This is a genomic window from Streptomyces sp. NPDC002619, from assembly GCF_042889305.1.
In the GTDB taxonomy this organism is placed as follows: Bacteria; Actinomycetota; Actinomycetes; order Streptomycetales; family Streptomycetaceae; genus Streptomyces.
Window position 1 is genome coordinate 65,211 of the sequence record NZ_JBIAQV010000020.1, and the last position, 18,548, is coordinate 83,758.

Annotated in this window: 14 protein-coding genes; 4 read left to right on the plus strand and 10 right to left on the minus strand. The window is 70.5% G+C overall.

Features of this window, described 5'->3' with window-relative positions:
* Positions 1–54 precede the first annotated feature (54 nt).
* The 3 genes from ACFYXB_RS27460 to ACFYXB_RS27470 form a co-directional block, all read right to left on the minus strand.
* On the minus strand, positions 55–1,854 hold the full coding sequence (locus ACFYXB_RS27460) for a PQQ-binding-like beta-propeller repeat protein (protein ID WP_389586841.1): 1,800 nt from the start codon (positions 1,852–1,854) through the stop codon (positions 55–57).
* Positions 1,855–1,915: 61 nt separating this feature from the next.
* Positions 1,916–3,733: a PQQ-binding-like beta-propeller repeat protein gene (locus tag ACFYXB_RS27465; RefSeq protein ID WP_389586843.1), complete on the minus strand. Its 1,818-nt coding sequence runs from the start codon at positions 3,731–3,733 to the stop codon at positions 1,916–1,918.
* Positions 3,734–4,327: 594 nt separating this feature from the next.
* On the minus strand, positions 4,328–6,133 hold the full coding sequence (locus tag ACFYXB_RS27470) for an ABC-F family ATP-binding cassette domain-containing protein (RefSeq protein WP_389586845.1): 1,806 nt from the start codon (positions 6,131–6,133) through the stop codon (positions 4,328–4,330).
* Between the two features lie 157 nt (positions 6,134–6,290).
* Here ACFYXB_RS27470 and ACFYXB_RS27475 point away from each other — a divergent pair, with 157 nt between their 5' ends.
* Complete coding sequence (locus tag ACFYXB_RS27475; RefSeq protein WP_389586847.1) at positions 6,291–6,884, plus strand: Uma2 family endonuclease; 594 nt, start codon at positions 6,291–6,293, stop codon at positions 6,882–6,884.
* A gap of 5 nt (positions 6,885–6,889) precedes the next feature.
* Here ACFYXB_RS27475 and ACFYXB_RS27480 read toward each other — a convergent pair whose 3' ends face one another.
* The 7 genes from ACFYXB_RS27480 to rsmI all read right to left on the minus strand — a co-directional run bounded on the left by ACFYXB_RS27480 (position 6,890) and on the right by rsmI (position 13,130).
* The gene (locus ACFYXB_RS27480; RefSeq protein ID WP_389586849.1) at positions 6,890–7,783 is read right to left on the minus strand and encodes a 4-(cytidine 5'-diphospho)-2-C-methyl-D-erythritol kinase; all 894 of its coding nucleotides are present in this window, start codon (positions 7,781–7,783) and stop codon (positions 6,890–6,892) included.
* The gene (gene rsmA / locus ACFYXB_RS27485; protein ID WP_389586851.1) at positions 7,780–8,646 is read right to left on the minus strand and encodes a 16S rRNA (adenine(1518)-N(6)/adenine(1519)-N(6))-dimethyltransferase RsmA; all 867 of its coding nucleotides are present in this window, start codon (positions 8,644–8,646) and stop codon (positions 7,780–7,782) included. The genes ACFYXB_RS27480 and rsmA overlap by 4 nt, the downstream gene beginning before the upstream one ends.
* Positions 8,647–8,697: 51 nt before the next feature.
* Positions 8,698–9,975 (minus strand): ubiquitin-like domain-containing protein, encoded by a 1,278-nt coding sequence (locus ACFYXB_RS27490; protein ID WP_389586945.1) that lies wholly within the window; start codon positions 9,973–9,975, stop codon positions 8,698–8,700.
* Positions 9,976–10,051: 76 nt separating this feature from the next.
* The gene (locus ACFYXB_RS27495; protein WP_389586853.1) at positions 10,052–10,930 is read right to left on the minus strand and encodes a TatD family hydrolase; all 879 of its coding nucleotides are present in this window, start codon (positions 10,928–10,930) and stop codon (positions 10,052–10,054) included.
* Between the two features lie 47 nt (positions 10,931–10,977).
* Positions 10,978–11,364: a hypothetical protein gene (locus ACFYXB_RS27500; RefSeq protein ID WP_389586855.1), complete on the minus strand. Its 387-nt coding sequence runs from the start codon at positions 11,362–11,364 to the stop codon at positions 10,978–10,980.
* Between the two features lie 440 nt (positions 11,365–11,804).
* Complete coding sequence (locus tag ACFYXB_RS27505) at positions 11,805–11,954, minus strand: hypothetical protein (protein WP_389586857.1); 150 nt, start codon at positions 11,952–11,954, stop codon at positions 11,805–11,807.
* A gap of 324 nt (positions 11,955–12,278) precedes the next feature.
* Positions 12,279–13,130, minus strand: a complete 852-nt coding sequence (rsmI, locus tag ACFYXB_RS27510) for a 16S rRNA (cytidine(1402)-2'-O)-methyltransferase (RefSeq protein ID WP_351344694.1) — start codon at positions 13,128–13,130, stop codon at positions 12,279–12,281.
* 96 nt (positions 13,131–13,226) lie between these two features.
* On the opposite strand from rsmI, the gene ACFYXB_RS27515 reads away from it, so the two are divergent.
* From ACFYXB_RS27515 to ACFYXB_RS27525, 3 genes are all read left to right on the plus strand, one after another.
* On the plus strand, positions 13,227–14,993 hold the full coding sequence (locus ACFYXB_RS27515; protein ID WP_389586859.1) for a dolichyl-phosphate-mannose--protein mannosyltransferase: 1,767 nt from the start codon (positions 13,227–13,229) through the stop codon (positions 14,991–14,993).
* 201 nt (positions 14,994–15,194) lie between these two features.
* Positions 15,195–16,535, plus strand: coding sequence for a glycoside hydrolase family 3 N-terminal domain-containing protein (locus tag ACFYXB_RS27520; protein ID WP_389586861.1), 1,341 nt, complete (start codon positions 15,195–15,197; stop codon positions 16,533–16,535).
* Positions 16,536–16,883: 348 nt separating this feature from the next.
* Positions 16,884–18,515: a penicillin-binding transpeptidase domain-containing protein gene (locus ACFYXB_RS27525; RefSeq protein ID WP_389586863.1), complete on the plus strand. Its 1,632-nt coding sequence runs from the start codon at positions 16,884–16,886 to the stop codon at positions 18,513–18,515.
* Positions 18,516–18,548: the final 33 nt, after the last annotated feature.

Here is an 18,548-nt window from a genome sequence, read left to right on the forward strand (position 1 = left end):
CACGGCCCCGCCCCTGAGCAGGGACGGGGCCGCCGGGCCGGGATACGGCCGGTGTCAACCGCCCGCGCCGAAAGCGACGATCAGGTACTCCTTGCCGTACGAGGACTCCGACTTGTGGGCGAAGACCGCCGACATGTACAGGTGGCCCTGCGCGTAGAGGAATTCCGCGTAGTCCGGCTGCATGGTGGTCTCCGCGTCGCGCACCGACTGTGTGGCCGGGTTCTCCAGCAGCTTGGTCTCCTTGAAGGAGCCGCCGTCGATGCTGACGATCTGGCCGCCCTTGTCGTACGGCGGGCGCTTGTACGCGATCAGGTTGCTGCCGTCCATGCGCAGCGGGGAGATCGTGTAGCCGTCGCCCGCGTCGGCACGCTGGCCGGTCTGCTTGCCTGTGTTCAGGTCGAACGCGACGATCTCGTTGGTCTTGCTGTAGTCGCCGGTGCCGTCGTGTTCCTCGGTCGGCACATACAGCTTGTCCGCGCCGACGACGACCCCCTTGCAGTACTCGATCTTCGAGATGCCGTCGCAGCGGCCGCCGAAGTCGTCCCCGGGCGCGGAGATCCTGGCGCGCAGCTTGCCCGTCTTGTTGTCGATGGAGAAGTAGTCCGAGATGCCGCTGCCGTCACCGGCGCTGTCACCGACGTCGGCGGCCACGACCAGCGGGTCGGTCGACACGATGGCCGCGTACTCGATGCCCGAGGTCATCTTGTACTCGGAGATCACCTTCCCGGACTTCGGGTCGATGGTCTGGATGTGCAGCTGACGGTTGTCGTACTCACCGCACTTGCGCACCGCCACCAGCTTCTCACCGCCGCCGTACCCGGCGTCGTAACAGGTGTCGGCCGGCTTCGGCTGCCACAGCAGCTTGCCGGACTCGATGTCGAAGGCGGCGCCGCCGCTGGTGCTGCCGACCGCGACGGTGCTCTGCGCGACCGTAACGTTGTCCAGGTTGACCGGGACGTCACCGGAGTTGACCGTCTTGGTCCACAGCGTCTTGCCCGCGTCGAGGTCGATCGCGGCGACCTGGCTGCAGCCCTCGGAGGAGTTCTTCTTGGGCATCTTCGGCTGGAAGATCACCGCCGTCTTGTGGTCCGCGGTGACGTGGTCGGTGACCTCGCACACCGGGCCGGACAGCGGGATCGTCCACAGCTTGCTGCCCTTGTCAGGGTCGTAGCCGACGATCTGGGCGATGCCGCTCTTGGCGTACACCTTGTCCGTGAGCCAGGAGCCGGAGGTGACGACCGTGTCGTCCGCCTTGGGCAGCGGGACCTGGAAGAGGACCTTGGAGCTGGTGTCGCCGGGCACCTTCTCCTTGCCGCCGGTGGAGGTGCCGCCGCCGCCCTTGTTGTCCTTGCCGCCCGTGCCGCCGCTGGAGCTCGCGGTGTCGTCCTTCTTGCCGTCGCCGGATCTGCCCGCGTACCAGATGCCGCCGCCGACGATCAGGGCGATCACCACGACCGCCGCCACGATGATGAACAGCGGCGCCTTCGACTTCGACGGGCCGCCGGGCTGCGGGTGCATCGGCACGGTGGGCTGACCCGGGTAGCCGTAGCCGGGCTGCTGACCGTAACCGGGCTGCTGGCCGTACGCGGTGGGCTGGGCGTACGGGTTCGGCTGCTGGCCGGGGTAGCCATAGCCCTGGGGCGGCTGGGGTGCGCCCTGCGGAGGCTGTTGCGGGTAGCCGTAGCCCGGCGGCGGGGACGGCGGGGCAGCGGGGGGTGTGGGCGCGCCGAAGCCTCCCGGGGCGGGGGGCTGGGGCGCCGGAGGCTGCTGCTGTGGTGTGGGCGGCTGGTCCTGAGGCGGGCCGAAACCGCCCTGCTGCGGGGGCTGGTTGGGGGGCGGGGGCGGCTGTGTCATGGCGGGGCACCTCGGGAGAACGCTCGGAACGACGGGGACGGCTGAGGAGGGGAGCGCGATCTCACTTGCCGAAGGCAAGCATCAGCTTCTCCTTCGTGTCGTCGTTGCCGGACAGCCGGGTGGAGGAGATGTAGAAGCGCCCGTCGACCCAGTCCACGGCGCCGTCGTAGAAGCTGTCCTCGATCTGGGCCGTGCCCTGCGGGTTCTGCAGCAGCTTCACCGGCTTGTGGCTCGCGCCCGCCGTCGGGATCGACACGACCTGACCGCCCGCGTCGTACGACGGCTGGACGTACGCGACGAGGTTGCCGCCCTCGATCTTCACCGGCGCCATCGACTCGTCCGCCGGGGACTTCACACGCCACTTCTCCTTGCCGTCGGCGAGGCCGATCGCGACGATCTCGTTGGCGCCGGTGGTCGAATCGGTGGGTAGATAGAGCGTGTTGGCGTCGACGGCCCCGCCCCGGCAACCCTGGAGGTCGCGTTCGAGGATCGCCCAGCCGCACTGGGGGGCGAACTTCTCGTCGACCTTGACCTCCGAGCGGAAGCCGCCGGTGGCGGTGAAGGTGGAGATGTTCCAGGCCTTCTTGTCCTTATTGGTGAGGTAGACCACGAGCGGGTCGACGGAGTACGTCCGCGCGACCTGCCAGCCCTTCTTGACCGGCTGGGTCCACTTCACCTTGCCGGTGGCCGGGTCGAGTTCCTGGATCTCGTCGTGCTCGTTGCTGCCGCCCGCGTCGCAGGAGGCCACGGAGATCAGCCGGTTCGTGCCGCCCGCGAACGCGGTCGGGAAGCAGGCGGTGCCGTACTTCCTCTTGTCGAACAGCTTCTCCCCACTGGCCAGGTCGTACGCCGTGCCCGACTGCGAGCGGCCCACCATCAGCGTCTTGCCGGCGACGGTCAGCTCGACGCTGATCGTGCTGTCGAACAGCGCCCCGTCGGAGACCTCGGCGCTCCAGCCCTTCTCGCCCGTGTTCAGGTCGATCTGCTGGAGTTGGTTGCATTTGGCGCGGTCGCTGCTGCCGCTCATGTACGCCACGACGACCTTGTCGTCCGCCGACTTCCGCGGCGTGACCGCGCAGATCTTCTGCTCGAAGGTGATCGGGGACCAAGTCGGCTTGCCGTCGGCCACGTTGAAGGCGAAGACCTGCTTGTACGCCGCCTTCACCGCCGTCCTGCCGGTAATCCACATGCCGGGGGCGTCGGCGCCGGAACCCGGCGCGTCGGGCGCCGACTTGTACCAGAGCGCCTTCGCCTCGCCGGGCTGCCTGCCCTCGTTGAGGTTGTCGGGGTCCGCGCCGCCGTCGCCGCTGCCGTCACCTGGGTTGACCGGGTCGGCGGAGGCGGAACCGGAGGGCTTGGGGTCGTCGGACTGCTGCGCGATCGGCTTCTTCTCGTCTCCGCCGCTGGTGACCGCGTACACCGTGCCGCCGATGACCAGCAGCGCAGCCACCGCGGCACCGATCACCAGCGCGGGCTTGCCCTTGAAGGGGTTGCCGGACCCGCCGGGCGGCGGGGTGCCGGGCGCGCCGGGGTACTGCGGCTGCATCGGATAGCCGTAGCCGGGCTGTTGTCCGTACGGCCCCTGCTGCTGCGGCTGTCCGTACGGGCCGGGCGTGGGCGGGGCGCCGTACGGACCCGGCTGGGCGTAGGGGCCGGGCTGCTGCGGGTAGCCGTAACCGGGCTGCGGTGGGGGCGGTGGCGTCTGAGGAGCCTGGGGCGGCTGGGCGGGCGGCGGGGGCGTGCCCGGCGTGCCCTGGGGTGCGCCGAATCCTCCCTGCGCGGGCGGCGTCTGCGGAGCGCCGAATCCTCCGCCCTGCGGTGGCTGTTCCTGTGGTGCTCCGAAACCGCCCTGCGGCGGCTGATTGGGCGGCTGGGTCATCAGCGCGCTTCCCCCTGTTTCACTGATTTTTTTATCCACGCCCTGAGGTTCACGACGGACCCTAGGTCGTATTAGGACAGCTCTCAGACTGCCCTTTTCTATCACTCGGTTACGACATCGCACGGGCCCAAATCCACCGCTGTTCCCAAGGGAGAACCGCCCCGTGATGCCGCCGTTACGCGCCTTCACGCCCCCTTCACGCGGTGCGCGCACGGGCACCGCGCACGGCTGAATCGCGCGGCGCGTGGCGCGTGATTCGCGCGGGCGTGAAGGGGATTTGACACGCTCGGCGCGCAGGGTGAGCGCTGGGGCGCGCGTTGGTCAGTTGAGGCGCGCGTCTATGGGTTGAGGCGCGTGTTGATCAGTTGAGGCGCGCATCGATCTGCAAGGCGCGCGCCGGGCGATGCGCGCCCCTGCCACACGCTCGCGCCCCGAGCGCACAACGCACGCCTCCTGCCGCACGCTTGGGCGCAGCGCGCACGCTTCACGCCCCCCAGCGCACGCCCGGGCGCACTGCTTCCCCCACGCGCCCTGGCCGGTCCCGCGCGCCCCGCCGGTGGGACTGCGCGCCGTGTGCGGGGGCGCGCGCCGCGGCTACGCGTCCTCCGCGAGCTCCAGCCAGCGCATCTCCAGTTCCTCGCGCTCCCCGGCCAAGTCGCGCAACTGCGCATCCAGTTCGGCGACCTTCGCGAAGTCCGTGGCGTTCTCGGCGATCTGGGCGTGCAGCTTGGTCTCCTTCTCGGAGACGCGGTCCAACTGGCGCTCGATCCGCTGGAGTTCCTTCTTGGCGGCGCGCTGGTCGGCGGCGCTCTTCTCCGTCGTCGCCTTGGGCGCCGCGGCGGCGGCCGAGGCGGCGACCGCCTCCTCCATGCGCTGCCGCCGCTCCAGGTACTCGTCGATTCCGCGCGGCAGCATCCGCAGGGCTGCGTCGCCGAGGAGGGCGAAGACCCGGTCTGTGGTGCGCTCGACGAAGAACCGGTCGTGGGAGATGACGATCATCGAGCCGGGCCAGCCGTCGAGGACGTCCTCGAGCTGGGTGAGCGTCTCGATGTCGAGGTCGTTGGTGGGCTCGTCGAGGAAGAGAACGTTGGGCTCGTCCATCAGCAGCCGCAGCAACTGCAGCCGACGGCGCTCACCGCCGGACAGATCCCCCACCGGCGTCCACTGCTTCTCCTTGTTGAAGCCGAACGTCTCGCACAACTGCCCGGCGGTCATCTCCCGCCCCTTGCCGAGGTCGACCCGCTCGCGCACCTGCTGCACGGCCTCCAGGACGCGCAAGGTCGGGTCGAGTTCGGCGACCTCCTGGGAGAGGTAGGCGAGCTTGACGGTCCTGCCGACGGCGACGCGCCCGCCGGCCGGCTGCACCTCGCCCTCGCTCCGCGCCGCGTCGGCCATGGCCCGCAGCAGCGAGGTCTTGCCCGCGCCGTTGACGCCGACGAGGCCGATGCGGTCGCCCGGACCGAGCTGCCAGGTGACGTGCTTGAGCAGCACCTTGGGCCCGGCCTGCACGGTGACGTCCTCGAGGTCGAAGACGGTCTTGCCGAGCCGTGAGGAGGCGAACTTCATCAGCTCGGAGCTGTCCCGGGGCGGCGGCACGTCCGCGATCAGCTCGTTGGCGGCCTCGACCCGGAACCGCGGCTTGGACGTCCGCGCGGGCGCCCCGCGCCGCAGCCAGGCCAGCTCCTTGCGGACCAGGTTCTGCCGCTTGGTCTCCTCGGTGGCGGCGATGCGCTCGCGCTCGGCGCGGGCGAAGACGTAGTCGGAGTAGCCGCCCTCGTACTCGTACACGGCGCCGCGCTGCACGTCCCACATGCGCGTGCAGACCTGGTCGAGGAACCACCGGTCGTGCGTCACGCACACCAGCGCCGAACGCCGGTTCTGCAGGTGCCGGGCCAGCCAGGCGATGCCCTCGACGTCGAGGTGGTTGGTGGGCTCGTCGAGCACGAGCAGGTCCTGCTCCTCGATGAGCAGCTTGGCCAGCGCGATACGGCGCCGCTCGCCTCCGGACAGCGGCCCGATGACGGTGTCGAGCCCCTTGGGGAAGCCGGGCAGGTCGAGCCCCCCGAACAGCCCGGTGAGTACGTCCCTGACCTTGGAGTTCCCGGCCCACTCGTGGTCGGCCATGTCCCCGATGACCTCGTGCCGCACGGTCGCGGCCGGGTCGAGCGAGTCGTGCTGCGTGAGCACACCGATCCGCAGCCCGCCGGAGTGTGTGACCCGCCCGGTGTCCGCCTCCTCCAGCTTGGCGAGCATCCGGATGAGGGTGGTCTTGCCGTCGCCGTTGCGCCCGACGACCCCGATCCGGTCCCCTTCGGACACACCGAGCGAGACACCGTCCAGCAGGGCACGCGTGCCGTAGACCTTGCTGACGTTCTCGACATTGACCAGATTGACGGCCATTTCACTCCTGTGCACGGGGATCGATCAGCCTTCAAGCGTAGGGCCTGCGGGGGTGGGAGCGTGGCGCGCGGGGATGGTCACTCTTTGTGATGACGTGATCGGGATTCGGCCGCTACCGTGGAGGGCGGGCAGCAGGATCCCGTCCATGGGAGGAACCATGACCGCCGAGTCCGTAGAGCACCGTGGCCGGTGGCCGGTGCCGCCGCAGGACGGCTACACCGTGGACGACCTGTTCACGCTGCCTGATCTCCCGCCGCACACCGAGTTGATCGACGGGAGCCTGGTTTTCGTGAGTCCGCAGCGGGATTTCCACAGCATCGTGATCGACCTGCTGGTTCACGGCTTGCGCAGCACGGTGCCTTCCGAGCTGAGGGTCCGCCGGGAGATGACCGTCGTCCTCGACCGACGCAACGGCCCCGAGCCCGATATCTCCGTCGTCCGTGCGGAGGCCGTCAAGAGCCGCGAGCAGACGTACTTCGCGGTCGCCGATGTCCTGCTCGCCGTCGAGGTCGTGTCACCGTCCTCGGAAGCCCGTGACCGGGACACCAAACCGCACAAGTACGCCGCCGCAGGCATCCCTCACTTCTGGCTGGTCGAGATGGCGGGCGAGGACGATCATCCCGTCGTCCAGGTCTACGAGAGGGGCGAAGCCACAAGCACCTACGTGCTGACCGGTATTCACCACGACCACGTCAAGGTCAGCGTCCCCTACGACATCGACATCGACCTGACCACCATCGACAGCCTCTGAGCGTCTCACACCACCGTGGCGCCCGCCGCCGGGCCCGAAGCCGTCCGTACCGTCCGGCACGTGCCCGACGTGCGCAATGCGTCCGCCACCTTCTCCGCCGACTCCGGGTCCCGCGTCAGGAACGCCGTCGTCGGCCCCGACCCGGAGACCAGCGCCGTGAGGGCACCGGCCGCGCGCCCCGCGCTCAGCGTGTCGGCCAACTCGGGGAAAAGGGACAGCGCTGCTGACTGAAGGTCGTTGGAGACCGCGACGGCGAGACCGTCGGGGTCTCCTTTGGCGAGGGCGTCGAGGAGTTCCCCGGACGCGACGGGCTCCGGGAGGTCGAGCCCCTCACCGAGCCTGTCGAACTCCCGGAAGACCGCCGGTGTCGACAGCCCCCGGTCGGCCATCGCGAACACCCAGTGGAAGGTCCCGCCGACCTCGAGAGCCGTCAGCTTCTCCCCGCGCCCGGTGCCCAGCGCCGCCCCGCCCACCAGGCTGAACGGCACGTCGCTGCCCAACTCTGCGCAGATCGCGAGGAGTTCACCGCGGGACGCGCCCGCTCCCCACAGCGCGTCGCAGGCCACCAGCGCGCCCGCGCCGTCCGCACTGCCGCCCGCCATGCCGCCGGCGACCGGGATGTCCTTGGCGATGTGGATGTGCACGGCCGGGTCGATGCCGCGCCGCTCGGCGAGTGCCAGGGCGGCGCGCGCCGCGAGGTTCGTACGGTCGAGGGGGACATGGTCGGCGTCCGGCCCCTCGCAGGTGACGCGCAGCTTGTCGGCGGGGGTCACCGTGACCTCGTCGTACAGCCCGACCGCCAGAAAGACGTTGGCGAGATCGTGGAACCCGTCCGGCCGGGCGGCGCCCACGGCGAGCTGGACGTTGACCTTGGCCGGGACCCGTACCGTGACGCTCACTTGCTCTCCTTGTGCTCCGCGATCCGCGCGAACTCCTCCACCGTCAGCGCCTCTCCGCGTGCCTGCGGCGAGACACCGGCTGCGACCAGCGCCGCCTCGGCGGCCGGCGCGGAGCCCGCCCACCCGGCGAGCGCCGCCCGCAGCGTCTTGCGCCGCTGCGCGAACGCCGCGTCGACAACCGCGAAGACCTCCCGCTTGGAGGCCGTGGTCTTGACCGGCTCGGCCCGCCGGACGAGGGAGACGAGCCCGCTGTCGACGTTCGGCGCGGGCCAGAACACGTTGCGCCCGATGGCCCCGGCCCGCTTCACGTCGGCGAACCAGTTGGCCTTGACGGACGGGACGCCGTACACCTTCGAACCCGGCGCCGCGGCGAGCCGGTCGGCGACCTCGGACTGCACCATGACCAGGGTGCGTTCGATGCTCGGGAAGGTGTCGAGCATGTGCAGCAGCACGGGGACGGCCACGTTGTACGGCAGGTTCGCGACCAGTGCCGTCGCGGCGGGGCCGGGCAGTTCAGTGACGTGCATCGCGTCGGAGTGGACGAGCGCGAACCGGTCCGCGCGCTCCGGCATGCGCGCCGCGATCGTGGCGGGCAGCGCGGCGGCCAGGACGTCGTCGATCTCGACGGCCGTGACCCGGTCGGCGACCTCGAGGAGCGCGAGGGTGAGGGAACCCAGCCCTGGGCCGACCTCGACGACCACGTCGTCGGGGCCGACCTCGGCGGTACGGACGATACGGCGGACCGTGTTGGCGTCGATCACGAAGTTCTGGCCGCGCTGCTTGGTGGGACGAACACCGAGCGCTGCCGCGAGCTCACGGATGTCGGCGGGGCCGAGGAGGGCGTCGGGGGTGGGGCTGCTCACGGGACAAGGGTACGGGCCCGCGGCGGGCCCCTTCGCCCGGCCGACCGGCGCTCAGCTGTGCAGCAGCGCCCCGCAGTGCGGCCAGGGAGTCGTCCCGCGGCGCAGGTAGAGCTTCTTCGCGCGGTACGTCTGTTCCGCCGCCGACGCCTTTTGCGGGCGGCCCTTACCGCCCAGGTTGCGCCAGGTGCGGGTGTCGAACTGGTAGAGGCCGCCGTACGTCCCCGAGCGGTCCACCGTGTGGGGCCGGCCGCCGGACTCGCAGACGGCCAGGGCATGCCAGTTCAGGCCATCGGCGCTGGCGAGCGAGCGCGGCGGCAGCTTTGTGCCCACCCGCACGACCTGCGGGCTCGGTTCCCGCACCACTTCGGCGGTCTCCAGGCGCGGCTTCTGCCGGACCCCGTTGACGGTCCGCAGGGCGTACGTGACCCGCCGCACCCCGGACTGCCCGGCCCGGTCGACGACCTCGGTGCCCTTGAACAGCGAGGGGTCCGTCGTGCGCCGCACCGCGAACGGGATCGGCTCCTCACGGACCTCCTCGGTTCTGGTCACGCGCAGAACGGTCACCGTCTGCCCGTCGCGCGGGAAGCTGCCAGGCGATACGGAGGTGGCGTCCTGGCCGTGCAGGGTGATCCCTGCGCCCTGGACGGCTTCGCGGACGGTGGCCGCGTTGGTGCGGACGGTGCGGGCGCGGCCGTCCGCCATGATCGTGACGGCGCGCTCGGTGCGGACGTCGAGCGCGAGCCCGGCGCGTCCGATGCGCTCGGAGCGCGAGGTGGAGAGATACGCGCCCTCCGCGCGCACCCCCAGCTGTCCGAGCGCCCCTGCCACTGTGTGCTCCGTGGTCCACACCTCGCGCGGCCGGCCGTCGAGCGTGAGCCGTACGGGGCGGCCGTAGCGCACCGCGACCTCGTCGCCGCTGGCGAGCGCCGTGCCGGGGGCGGGCGCCACCATGTCGTGCGCCCCCACCGCCACGCCCTCCTCGGCGAGCAGCTCGCTCACGTCGTCGGCGAAGGTGTGCAGCGTGCGCGGCTCGCCGTCGACGCTCAGCTCGATCGCCTTGTCCTGGGCGACGAACGCGGCGGTGCCGCCGGCGAGGAAGGCCACGACCAGCGCCTGCGGCAGCAGACGGCGCATGGCGGACTCCGGGCGCTCGGCGTACCGCGCTTTGCGCCGGCGCGCGGCACGCCCCGCGATCCCCGCGCGCGCAACGGGCTCCCGCGCCGGGCTCGCGCTCGGTCCGGATGTCTCACTCAGGCCGTACGTCTCATACGTCTCGTACCGCGGCTTGTTCACGCCGACACGCTCCAGAGGGCCAGAGGGGGTCCAGATCGGGACCCTAGAACCTAGCGGAGCGATGGTCACTCTCCAAAGCGACGCGACTACACAGCGTGCGGAGCGTGCCCGGTCAGTAGTCGAAGGCGCGGGCCGTGTTCGCGCCCAGGGCCGTCGCCAGCGCATCCTCTTCGATGCCGCGTACGGCGGCCATCGCGCGGACCGTGACCGGGATGAGGTACGGGGCGTTGGGTCGTCCGCGGTAGGGCGCCGGAGTCAGGAAGGGCGCGTCGGTCTCCACGAGGACCAGTTCCAGCGGGGCGATCGCGAGGGCATCGCGCAGGTTCTGGGCGTTCTTGAAGGTGACGTTGCCGGCGAACGACATGAAGTAGCCCTCGCGGGCGCACACCTCAGCCATCGCGACGTCGCCCGAATAGCAGTGGAAGACGGTGCGCTCGGGGGCGCCCTCCTCCTTGAGAACGCGCAGGACGTCGGCGTGGGCGTCGCGGTCGTGGATGACCAGGGCCTTGCCGTGCCGCTTGGCGATCTCGATGTGGGCGCGGAAGGACTTCTCCTGGGCAGCCTTGCCCTCCGGTCCGGTGCGGAAGTAGTCGAGCCCGGTCTCGCCGACGCCCTTGACCTGGGGCAGCCCGGCCAGCCGGTCGATCTCCGCAAGGGCCTCGTCCAGCGCGGCGTCGCCGCCCGGCTCACGCGCGCCCTGCCGGGACCAGCCATCGGGGTCACCGTGGACGATGCGCGGGGCCTCGTTGGGGTGCAGGGCGACGGTCGCGTGGACGCTGCCGTACGTCGCGGCGGTCTCCGCGGCCCACTGCGAGCCCTTGATGTCGCAGCCGACCTGGACGACGGTCGTCACTCCCACCGACGCGGCCCTGGCGAGGCCCTCCTCCACCGTGCCGGACTGCATGTCGAGGTGGGTGTGGGAGTCGGCGACCGGCACCCGGAGGGGCTCCGGGAGCGGCGGCGCCGCGTTCTTGTCGGCGTTCGAAGGCATGTCCCGATCCTACGGAAGGGACCCGCCTCCGAACGCCCGGGCCCGGTTCAGCTCGCCTTGCGCTGGAAGGGGCGAAGGAGATCGGACAGGTGCCAGTGGTGGTGCTCCCTGACCTGCTCCGGCGTCTCCGGTGCCTCTGGGGTCGCCGACTTCCGCCGACCCGCGCTGCGCACCGACGAGACCTGACCCGGCCGCATGATCCGGACGACATGGCCGTCGCAGTTGACGCACGTGGGCCGACTCAGCGGGGAGGGCACGAACTGGCCGTTGGCCACATACACGACGAACTCGGTGCCGTCGGCGTCCGTGTGGTGCTCTATCTCGTACGACTGCTCCCAGCCGTGCCCGCAGCGCATGCAGGCGAAGGAATACGACTCGTGGACGACGGCTGTCGCCGTACCGCTGAGGCCGGTGCGCCCTGCGATCTCACTCATGCCAGCTGCTCCTCTTGTCCGCTGGACAAGCGTCCCCGGCGTGCGGGATTCCCCCCGGAATCCCTTGGGGACGAGGGACGGGTGCGCCCCTTCGACCAGTGGACGCCTCCTCAGCCATGAATGCATCACGTCTGTCGACTGTTGGAGTCGATTTGGACTTTCCTTGCCAAACCGGCCCGGGACACCGCGAGGGCTTTGCTCTTCCGCAAGTACCCTTTGCCGCCGCATGGGGCGCGCGCTCATGGGAGAAGCGCCCCGCTCAGAGGCCACATCACCCCAGGCCAGGGGGTGCACGCTCCTCGATCACGCACCCCGCGCACGGGTCACCACGCCGGTCGCGAAACCCCGCTCACACGCCCGCGCACAACCACGATTCACCCGAGCGAACCCAAGCGCACGCCCGGCATACACATCACTCCGACGCGGCACCGACGGGCCGGTCAACCGGTGCGGTCGCCGAGCAGGGCGGCCGACACCTGACCGGCCGGCCACTCCTCTGTCTCGTTCCAGGACCAGCCGCAGTCCGCCACGTACAGCCGCCAGGACTGGTGGCCGAGGAGAACCACAGGACGTCGGTCGCGCGGTCGCACGTCACGCTCTCCCGCAGGGCCCCCAGATCCGCCGGCCGCCCGGCCACTTCCGCGAGGGCCTCGCGGTAGAGGCGATCGGTGCGGGTGAGGCTTTCCCCGGCGATTTCCTCCAGTGCGGCGGCCGTGACCGGTACCCGCAGGTGGGCGAAGTGCCGCTGGTTGTCGACCCGCACCTCGTGAGTGGTCACAGCCACCACTTCGCGGGGGTCTCCGGACAGCCTGCCACAGGACAACAGCGAGGCCCTTCCGCTGGTGTACACGAGAAGGGCCTCGCAACATCTGCAGGTCAGGTCACCACAGGCCGCACTCACGGTGCCGGCGGCCCTACGCGCTCCCCGCCGTCTTCGCGGCCACCACCGCGTCGAACACTTCCCGCTTGGGAATCCCGGCGTCCGCCGCCACCGCCGCGATCGCCTCCTTGCGGCGCTCCCCCGCCTCCTCGCGCACCCGGACCCGGCGCACGAGTTCCGCGGCGTCGAGTTCCCCGGGGCTGCGCTCGGGGGCGCCCTCGACGACGACGGTGATCTCGCCGCGCACCCCGTCGGCCGCCCACGCCGCGAGCTCGGCGAGCGGACCGCGCCGTACCTCTTCGTACGTCTTGGTCAGTTCCCGGCACACGGCGGCCCGCCGCTCGGCGCCGAAGACCTCGGCCATCGCAGCAAGGGTGTCGTCCAGCCGGTGCGGGGCCTCGAAGTACACGAGCGTGCGGCGTTCCTCGGCCGCTTCCCGCAGGCGGGAGAGCCGCTCGCCCGCCTTGCGCGGCAGGAATCCCTCGAAGCAGAACCGGTCGACGGGCAGCCCGGACAGGGCGAGAGCGGTGAGCACGGCGGACGGGCCGGGGACGGCGGTGACCCGGATGTCCTTCTCGACGGCCGCGGCGACCAGCCGGTACCCGGGGTCGGAGACCGACGGCATCCCGGCGTCCGTGACCAGGAGCACACGCGCGCCGGACAGCAGTTCCTCGACCAGTTCGGGTGTGCGGGCGGACTCGTTGCCCTCGAAGTAGGACACCACGCGTCCCTTGGGCGTGACGCCCAGCGCCTGGGTGAGCCACCGCAGCCGCCGCGTGTCCTCGGCGGCGACGACGTCCGCGCCGGTCAGCTCCTCGGCCAGCCGGGGCGGCGCGTCCGCGATGTCGCCGATGGGAGTGCCCGCCAAAACAAGGGTTCCAGTCACTCCTCCATCCTCGCAGGAGCCACCGGAGGCGGACGCACCACAACCGGTACCACCCATGCACGGGACTCACACACAAGGGTTCCCTACGATGGCGCGGTGACCAGTACCGCGTCCTCCACGGACACCCGGCAGGGGCAGGCCCCGCACGACCAGCGACCGTCGTGGCAGCAACGGCTGCGCCGTTTCGGCTACACGGCGGGCACGACGGACCCGGCGGCGGGCAGAGGCGACGCAGGTGGTGTCGTGGAGCGCCTGGTGCCGCCGTACGCCGAGCCGAGCCCGCGCCTGTGGCTCGCCCTGGGCGTGCCACCGGTCCTGGCCGAGCGGATCAACCGCTGGTCGGGCTGGGTCGGTCCGCTGCTGGTGACGCTGATGGCGGGCCTGATGCGGTTCTGGCATCTGGGCAGCCCCAAGGCGGTGATATTCGACGAGACGTACTACGCCAAGGACGCCTGGGCGCTCGTCCACCGCGGCTTCGAGGTCAACTGGGACAAGAACGCCAACGACCTGATCCTGCAGAAGGCGGGGCACGTCGGCATCCCGTCGGACGCGGCGTACGTCGTGCACCCGCCGGTCGGCAAGTACGTGATCGGGCTCGGCGAGCTGGCCTTCGGGTTCAATCCGTTCGGCTGGCGGTTCATGACGGCGCTGCTCGGCACGCTCAGCGTGCTGCTGCTGTGTCGCATCGGGCGCCGTCTGTTCCGTTCCACGTTCCTCGGCTGCCTGGCCGGCGCGCTGATGGCGGTGGACGGTCTGCACTTCGTGATGAGCCGGACGTCGCTGCTCGACGGCGTGCTGATGTTCTTCGTCGTGGCGGCGTTCGGCTGCCTGGTCGTCGACCGCGACCGGGCGAGGCAGAAACTCGCCGCCGCGCTGCCCGTGGACGCGGACGGCCGGGTCCGCCCGGACGCGTACGTCGGCGACACGCTCCGCCTGGGCTGGCGGCCCTGGCGCTGGGGCGCGGGTCTGCTGCTCGGCCTCGCGATCGGCACCAAGTGGAACGGCCTGTACATCCTGGCCGCGTTCTGTGTGATGGCGCTGCTGTGGGACGTCGGTGCCCGCAAGGTGGCCGGGGCGCGGAGCCCGTACGCCGCGGTCCTCAAGTACGACACGGGCATCACGTTCCTGGCGACGGTCCCGGTGGCGATCGGCGTGTACCTGCTGTCCTGGATCGGCTGGATCCTGTCCCCGACCGACGGCTCCGGCGGCTACTTCCGCAACTGGGCGGCGACCGACGGCAAGGGCGGCAGCTGGACCTTCCTGCCCGACTGGCTGCGCAGCCTGTGGCACTACGAGCACGAGGTGTACGAGTTCCACGTCGGGCTGTCGTCGCCGCACACGTACCAGTCCAACCCGTGGAGCTGGATCGTGCTGGGCCGCCCGGTCTCGTACTTCTACGAGTCCCCCTCCCCCGGCACGGACGGCTGCCCGGCGAGCGCGGGCCAGAAGTGCGCCCGTGAGGTGCTCGCCCTGGGGACGCCGCTGCTGTGGTGGGTGGGCTGCTTCGCGATCCTGTACGTGCTGTGGCGCTGGCTGCTGCGGCGCGACTGGCGCGCGGGCGCCATCGCCTGCGGCATCGCGGCCGGCTATCTGCCCTGGTTCATGTACCAGGAGCGGACGATCTTCCTCTTCTACGCCGTCGTCTTCCTGCCGTTCCTCTGCCTGGCGGTGGCGATGCTGATCGGCGCGCTGATCGGCCCACCCGGCGCCGGCGACACCCGACGCGTGGTCGGCGCGGCGGGGGCGGGCGTCCTGGTCCTGCTGATCGCCTGGAACTTCATCTATTTCTGGCCCCTGTACACGGGCACGGCGATCCCGATCGACTCCTGGCGGTCGCGGATGTGGCTGGACACCTGGGTCTAGCCAGGTCAGACACACTAGGAGGGCGCGGCACGTCTGCTGAACTTCCGGCCGACTCCGCGAGGCGAGATCCTGGTACGCCGACCGCGGACCAGCGAACAAATGCAGGCTGGTGCGCATCTCACGCTTCGTGAAGCCCACCTCATGCTCATACGGCCCTCAGCGCGACGGGTACCGTCGCGTCTTCCGAAAGCAGACCAGGCGATGAATCTCCCGTCGTACCGTGACCGCAGAAGCACGACAGCGCCGCCGCGGCTCCCCGGCCGGCCCACGACCGCACGCAGACTGAGCACCGCCGCCGCCGTGGCGGCCGTGCTCCTGGCGGGCTGTGGCACGGGCACCCCCAAGGCGGCCCCGCACCCCAGTGGCCCCGACGTGTCCCTCGCCCCGCCCGGCGCGCCTTCCCACTCCCCTTCGTCCCTCGCCCCACCCGCCGCGCCTTCGCCCCTCACTCCGTCCGGCGCTCCTTCCCTCTCCCCTTCGTCCCTCACTCCGGACCTCACCGCCACCGCCACCGCGTGCACCAACAGCACGAAGCTGGCAGGGTGGTCGAACCGCCGGCTGGCCATGCTGACCATCGCCGTCCCGGTGTCGGAGACCTCGGTGTCCGACGTCACCTCCGAGGTGAGCGCCGGTGCGGGCGGTGTGCTGCTGTTCGGCAGCAAGGCTCCGTCCGACCTCGGCTCCCGGTTGACCGCCCTGAAGTCCCATGTACCTGGCCACCTGGGCCTGCTGGTGATGACCGACGAGGAGGGCGGCGGCATCCAGCGCATGGCGAACCTCGTCGGTTCCCTGCCATGGCCCGCGTACATGGGCACGCACTGGACCCCGGCCCAGATCCAGCAGAACGTCGCGAAGGTCGCCGCCAAGATGGCCGCCGCCCAGGTGAACATGGACCTTGCGCCGGTGGTCGACGTCGACGGCAGGAACGTGGCCCCCGGTCGGACCAATCCCGACGGATGGCGATCCTTCAGCGGAAGCACCTCGGTGGTCTCCAAGGACGGTGTCGCGTACATGAACGGGTTGCGCGACGGACACGTGATACCTGTCGTCAAGCACTTCCCGGGCCTTGGCGGTTCCAGCTACAACTCCGACTTCGGCCCCGCCCGCACCCTGCCCTGGTCCACCCTGCAAAAGGTGGGCCTCCCGCCGTTCACAGCGGCCATCAAGGCCGGTGCCCCGGCCATCATGGTCTCCAACAACATCGTGCCGGGCCTGGGCACCAATCCGGCGAGCCTGTCACCCACCACCATCAGCTACGAGCTGCGCGGCAAGCTGGGCTTCAAGGGGCTGGTGGTCACCGACTCGCTCAGCGCCAAGGCGATCTCCGCCGCCGGCTTCAGCGTCCCCGCCGCCGCCGTCCAGGCCCTGCGTTCCGGCGCCGACATGGTCATGTTCGATCTGGGGAGCAATGTCAGCTCCCAAACGTCCTCGATCGCCTCGGCGATCACCAATGCGGTGGCCGGCGGGCACATCGCCCGCAGCCGCCTCATCGACGCGGCGGGGCACGTCCTGGCCGTCCGGCACGTGAATCTCTGCTCCTGAGCGCCAGTGGATCGCAGCCCTTTGCCTGGTGACTCTCTGTGTTGATCGGCGACACCGTGACAATGGGCATGGGCGCCCTGCCACGTGTGGGGCGCCCAGGCCGGCCTTCGGCTCGCGAGGAACCGCCATGGGGCGACAGAACTTCTACCTCTGGCCCCTGTGCACCGGAACCGCCATCCCTATCGCCTCCGGGCGTTCACGTATGCGGCTGGATACCTGGGTATGAGGGACGTTCGGGCGCATTTCTGATCGCCGTTCGGACAAGATCCGACAACACCCCTCACGTCTCACTCCCACGTCACTTACAGTGCGAAGGCCAACGCGGGGCGACGGGGAGGGGTTCACGTCATGCGCAGGGGGGCCAAAGCCGCTGTCATAGGCAGTGTGTGCACGGTTCTGGTGGGAGGGGCCGGGTACGGGGCGTACAACATCCTGTCCGCGCTGAACGGCGACGGAGGAGGCCTGGTGGGCAACAGCGCCCCGGCCGTGAAGACCGGCCCGCCCAGCAGCTCCGAAGTGCAGGACACGACGCGGAAGTTCTTCGCCGCCTGGGCGAAGGGGCAGGGGACCGAGGCGGCGTCGTACACGAACAATGCCGCGGACGCCGGGCCGCTGCTGAACGCTTTCGGCCAGGAGGCGCGCATCACCAAGGTGCACATCACGCCGGCGAAGCCGATCGGTACCACCGTGCCCTTCACGGTCAAGGCGACGGTGTCGTACGACGGGAAGTCCAAGCCGCTCGACTACAAGAGCGAGTTGACGGTCGTACGCGGCGAGACCACGCACCGCCCCCTCGTCGACTGGCAGCCGTCCGTCGTCCATCCGCAGCTGCAGCGGGGCGACACGCTCGTCACCGGCGAGTCGGCGAGCCCGCCGATCGAGGCGGTGGACCGCAACGGGACCGTGCTGACGAAGGAGAAGTATCCGTCGCTCGGCCCGATCCTGGACGAATTGCGCAGCAAGTACGGCGACAAGGCCGGCGGTACGCCCGGAATCGAGTTGTCGATCCGGCACGAGGCCGACGCAGCCGCCGACACCCCGCTGCTCACCCTCGCCAAGGGCAAGGCGGGCAGGTTGCCGACGACCCTCAGCGCGACCGCGCAGGCGGCGGCCGAGACGGCGGTGAAGAAGTACACGGAGTCGTCCGTGGTCGCCGTGAAGCCGAGCACCGGAGAGGTGCTGGCGATCGCCAACCACCGCGACGACGGCTTCAACGCGGCCTTCCTCGGCAAGCTGGCCCCTGGCTCCACGATGAAGATCCTCAGCGCGGCCACGCTCATCGACAACGGGATCACGTCGATGAACGGCCCGGCCCCCTGCCCCCCCTACGCGATTTCGGAGAGCCAGACCTTCCACAACCTCAAGAACATGAAGCCGGACCTCAACGCCACCCTCTCCGACAGCTTCTCCCGCTCCTGCAACACGGCGTTCGTGAAGTACGCGGACGCGGTGGAGGTGGACTCGCTGACGCGGGAGGCGGAGGATCGTTTCGGCCTCGGGCGGGACAACTGGCAGACCGGCATCCCGTCCTTCGACGGTTCCGTTCCCGCCTCCGGCGGCCCGGACACCGCGGCCAACCTGATCGGCCAGGGCCAGGTGCAGATGAACCCGCTGAACATGGCGTCGGTGACGGCGACCGCGATGACGGGCACCTTCCGGCAGCCGATCGTCGTGCCGCTGAGCCTCGACAACCGCGAACGCGCACGCGCGCGTGGGCTGTCGGCGAACACCGTCCAGCAACTGCGCGCGATGATGAACCGCACCGCGACCAGCGGCACCGCGGCCGGCGTGATGTCCGGCCTGGGCCCGGACTACGGCGCGAAGACCGGCTCCGCGGAGGTCGACGGACAGGCCAAGTCCAACAGCTGGTTCACCGGCTACCGCAACGACATCGCGGCGGCGGCCATGACCCAGGACGGCGGTCACGGCATCGACGCGGCCGGGCCGATTGTCGCAGCTGTGCTACGGACTGGTGGCTGACGTCACCCTTGCAGGACGGGACTCTAGGGTGGA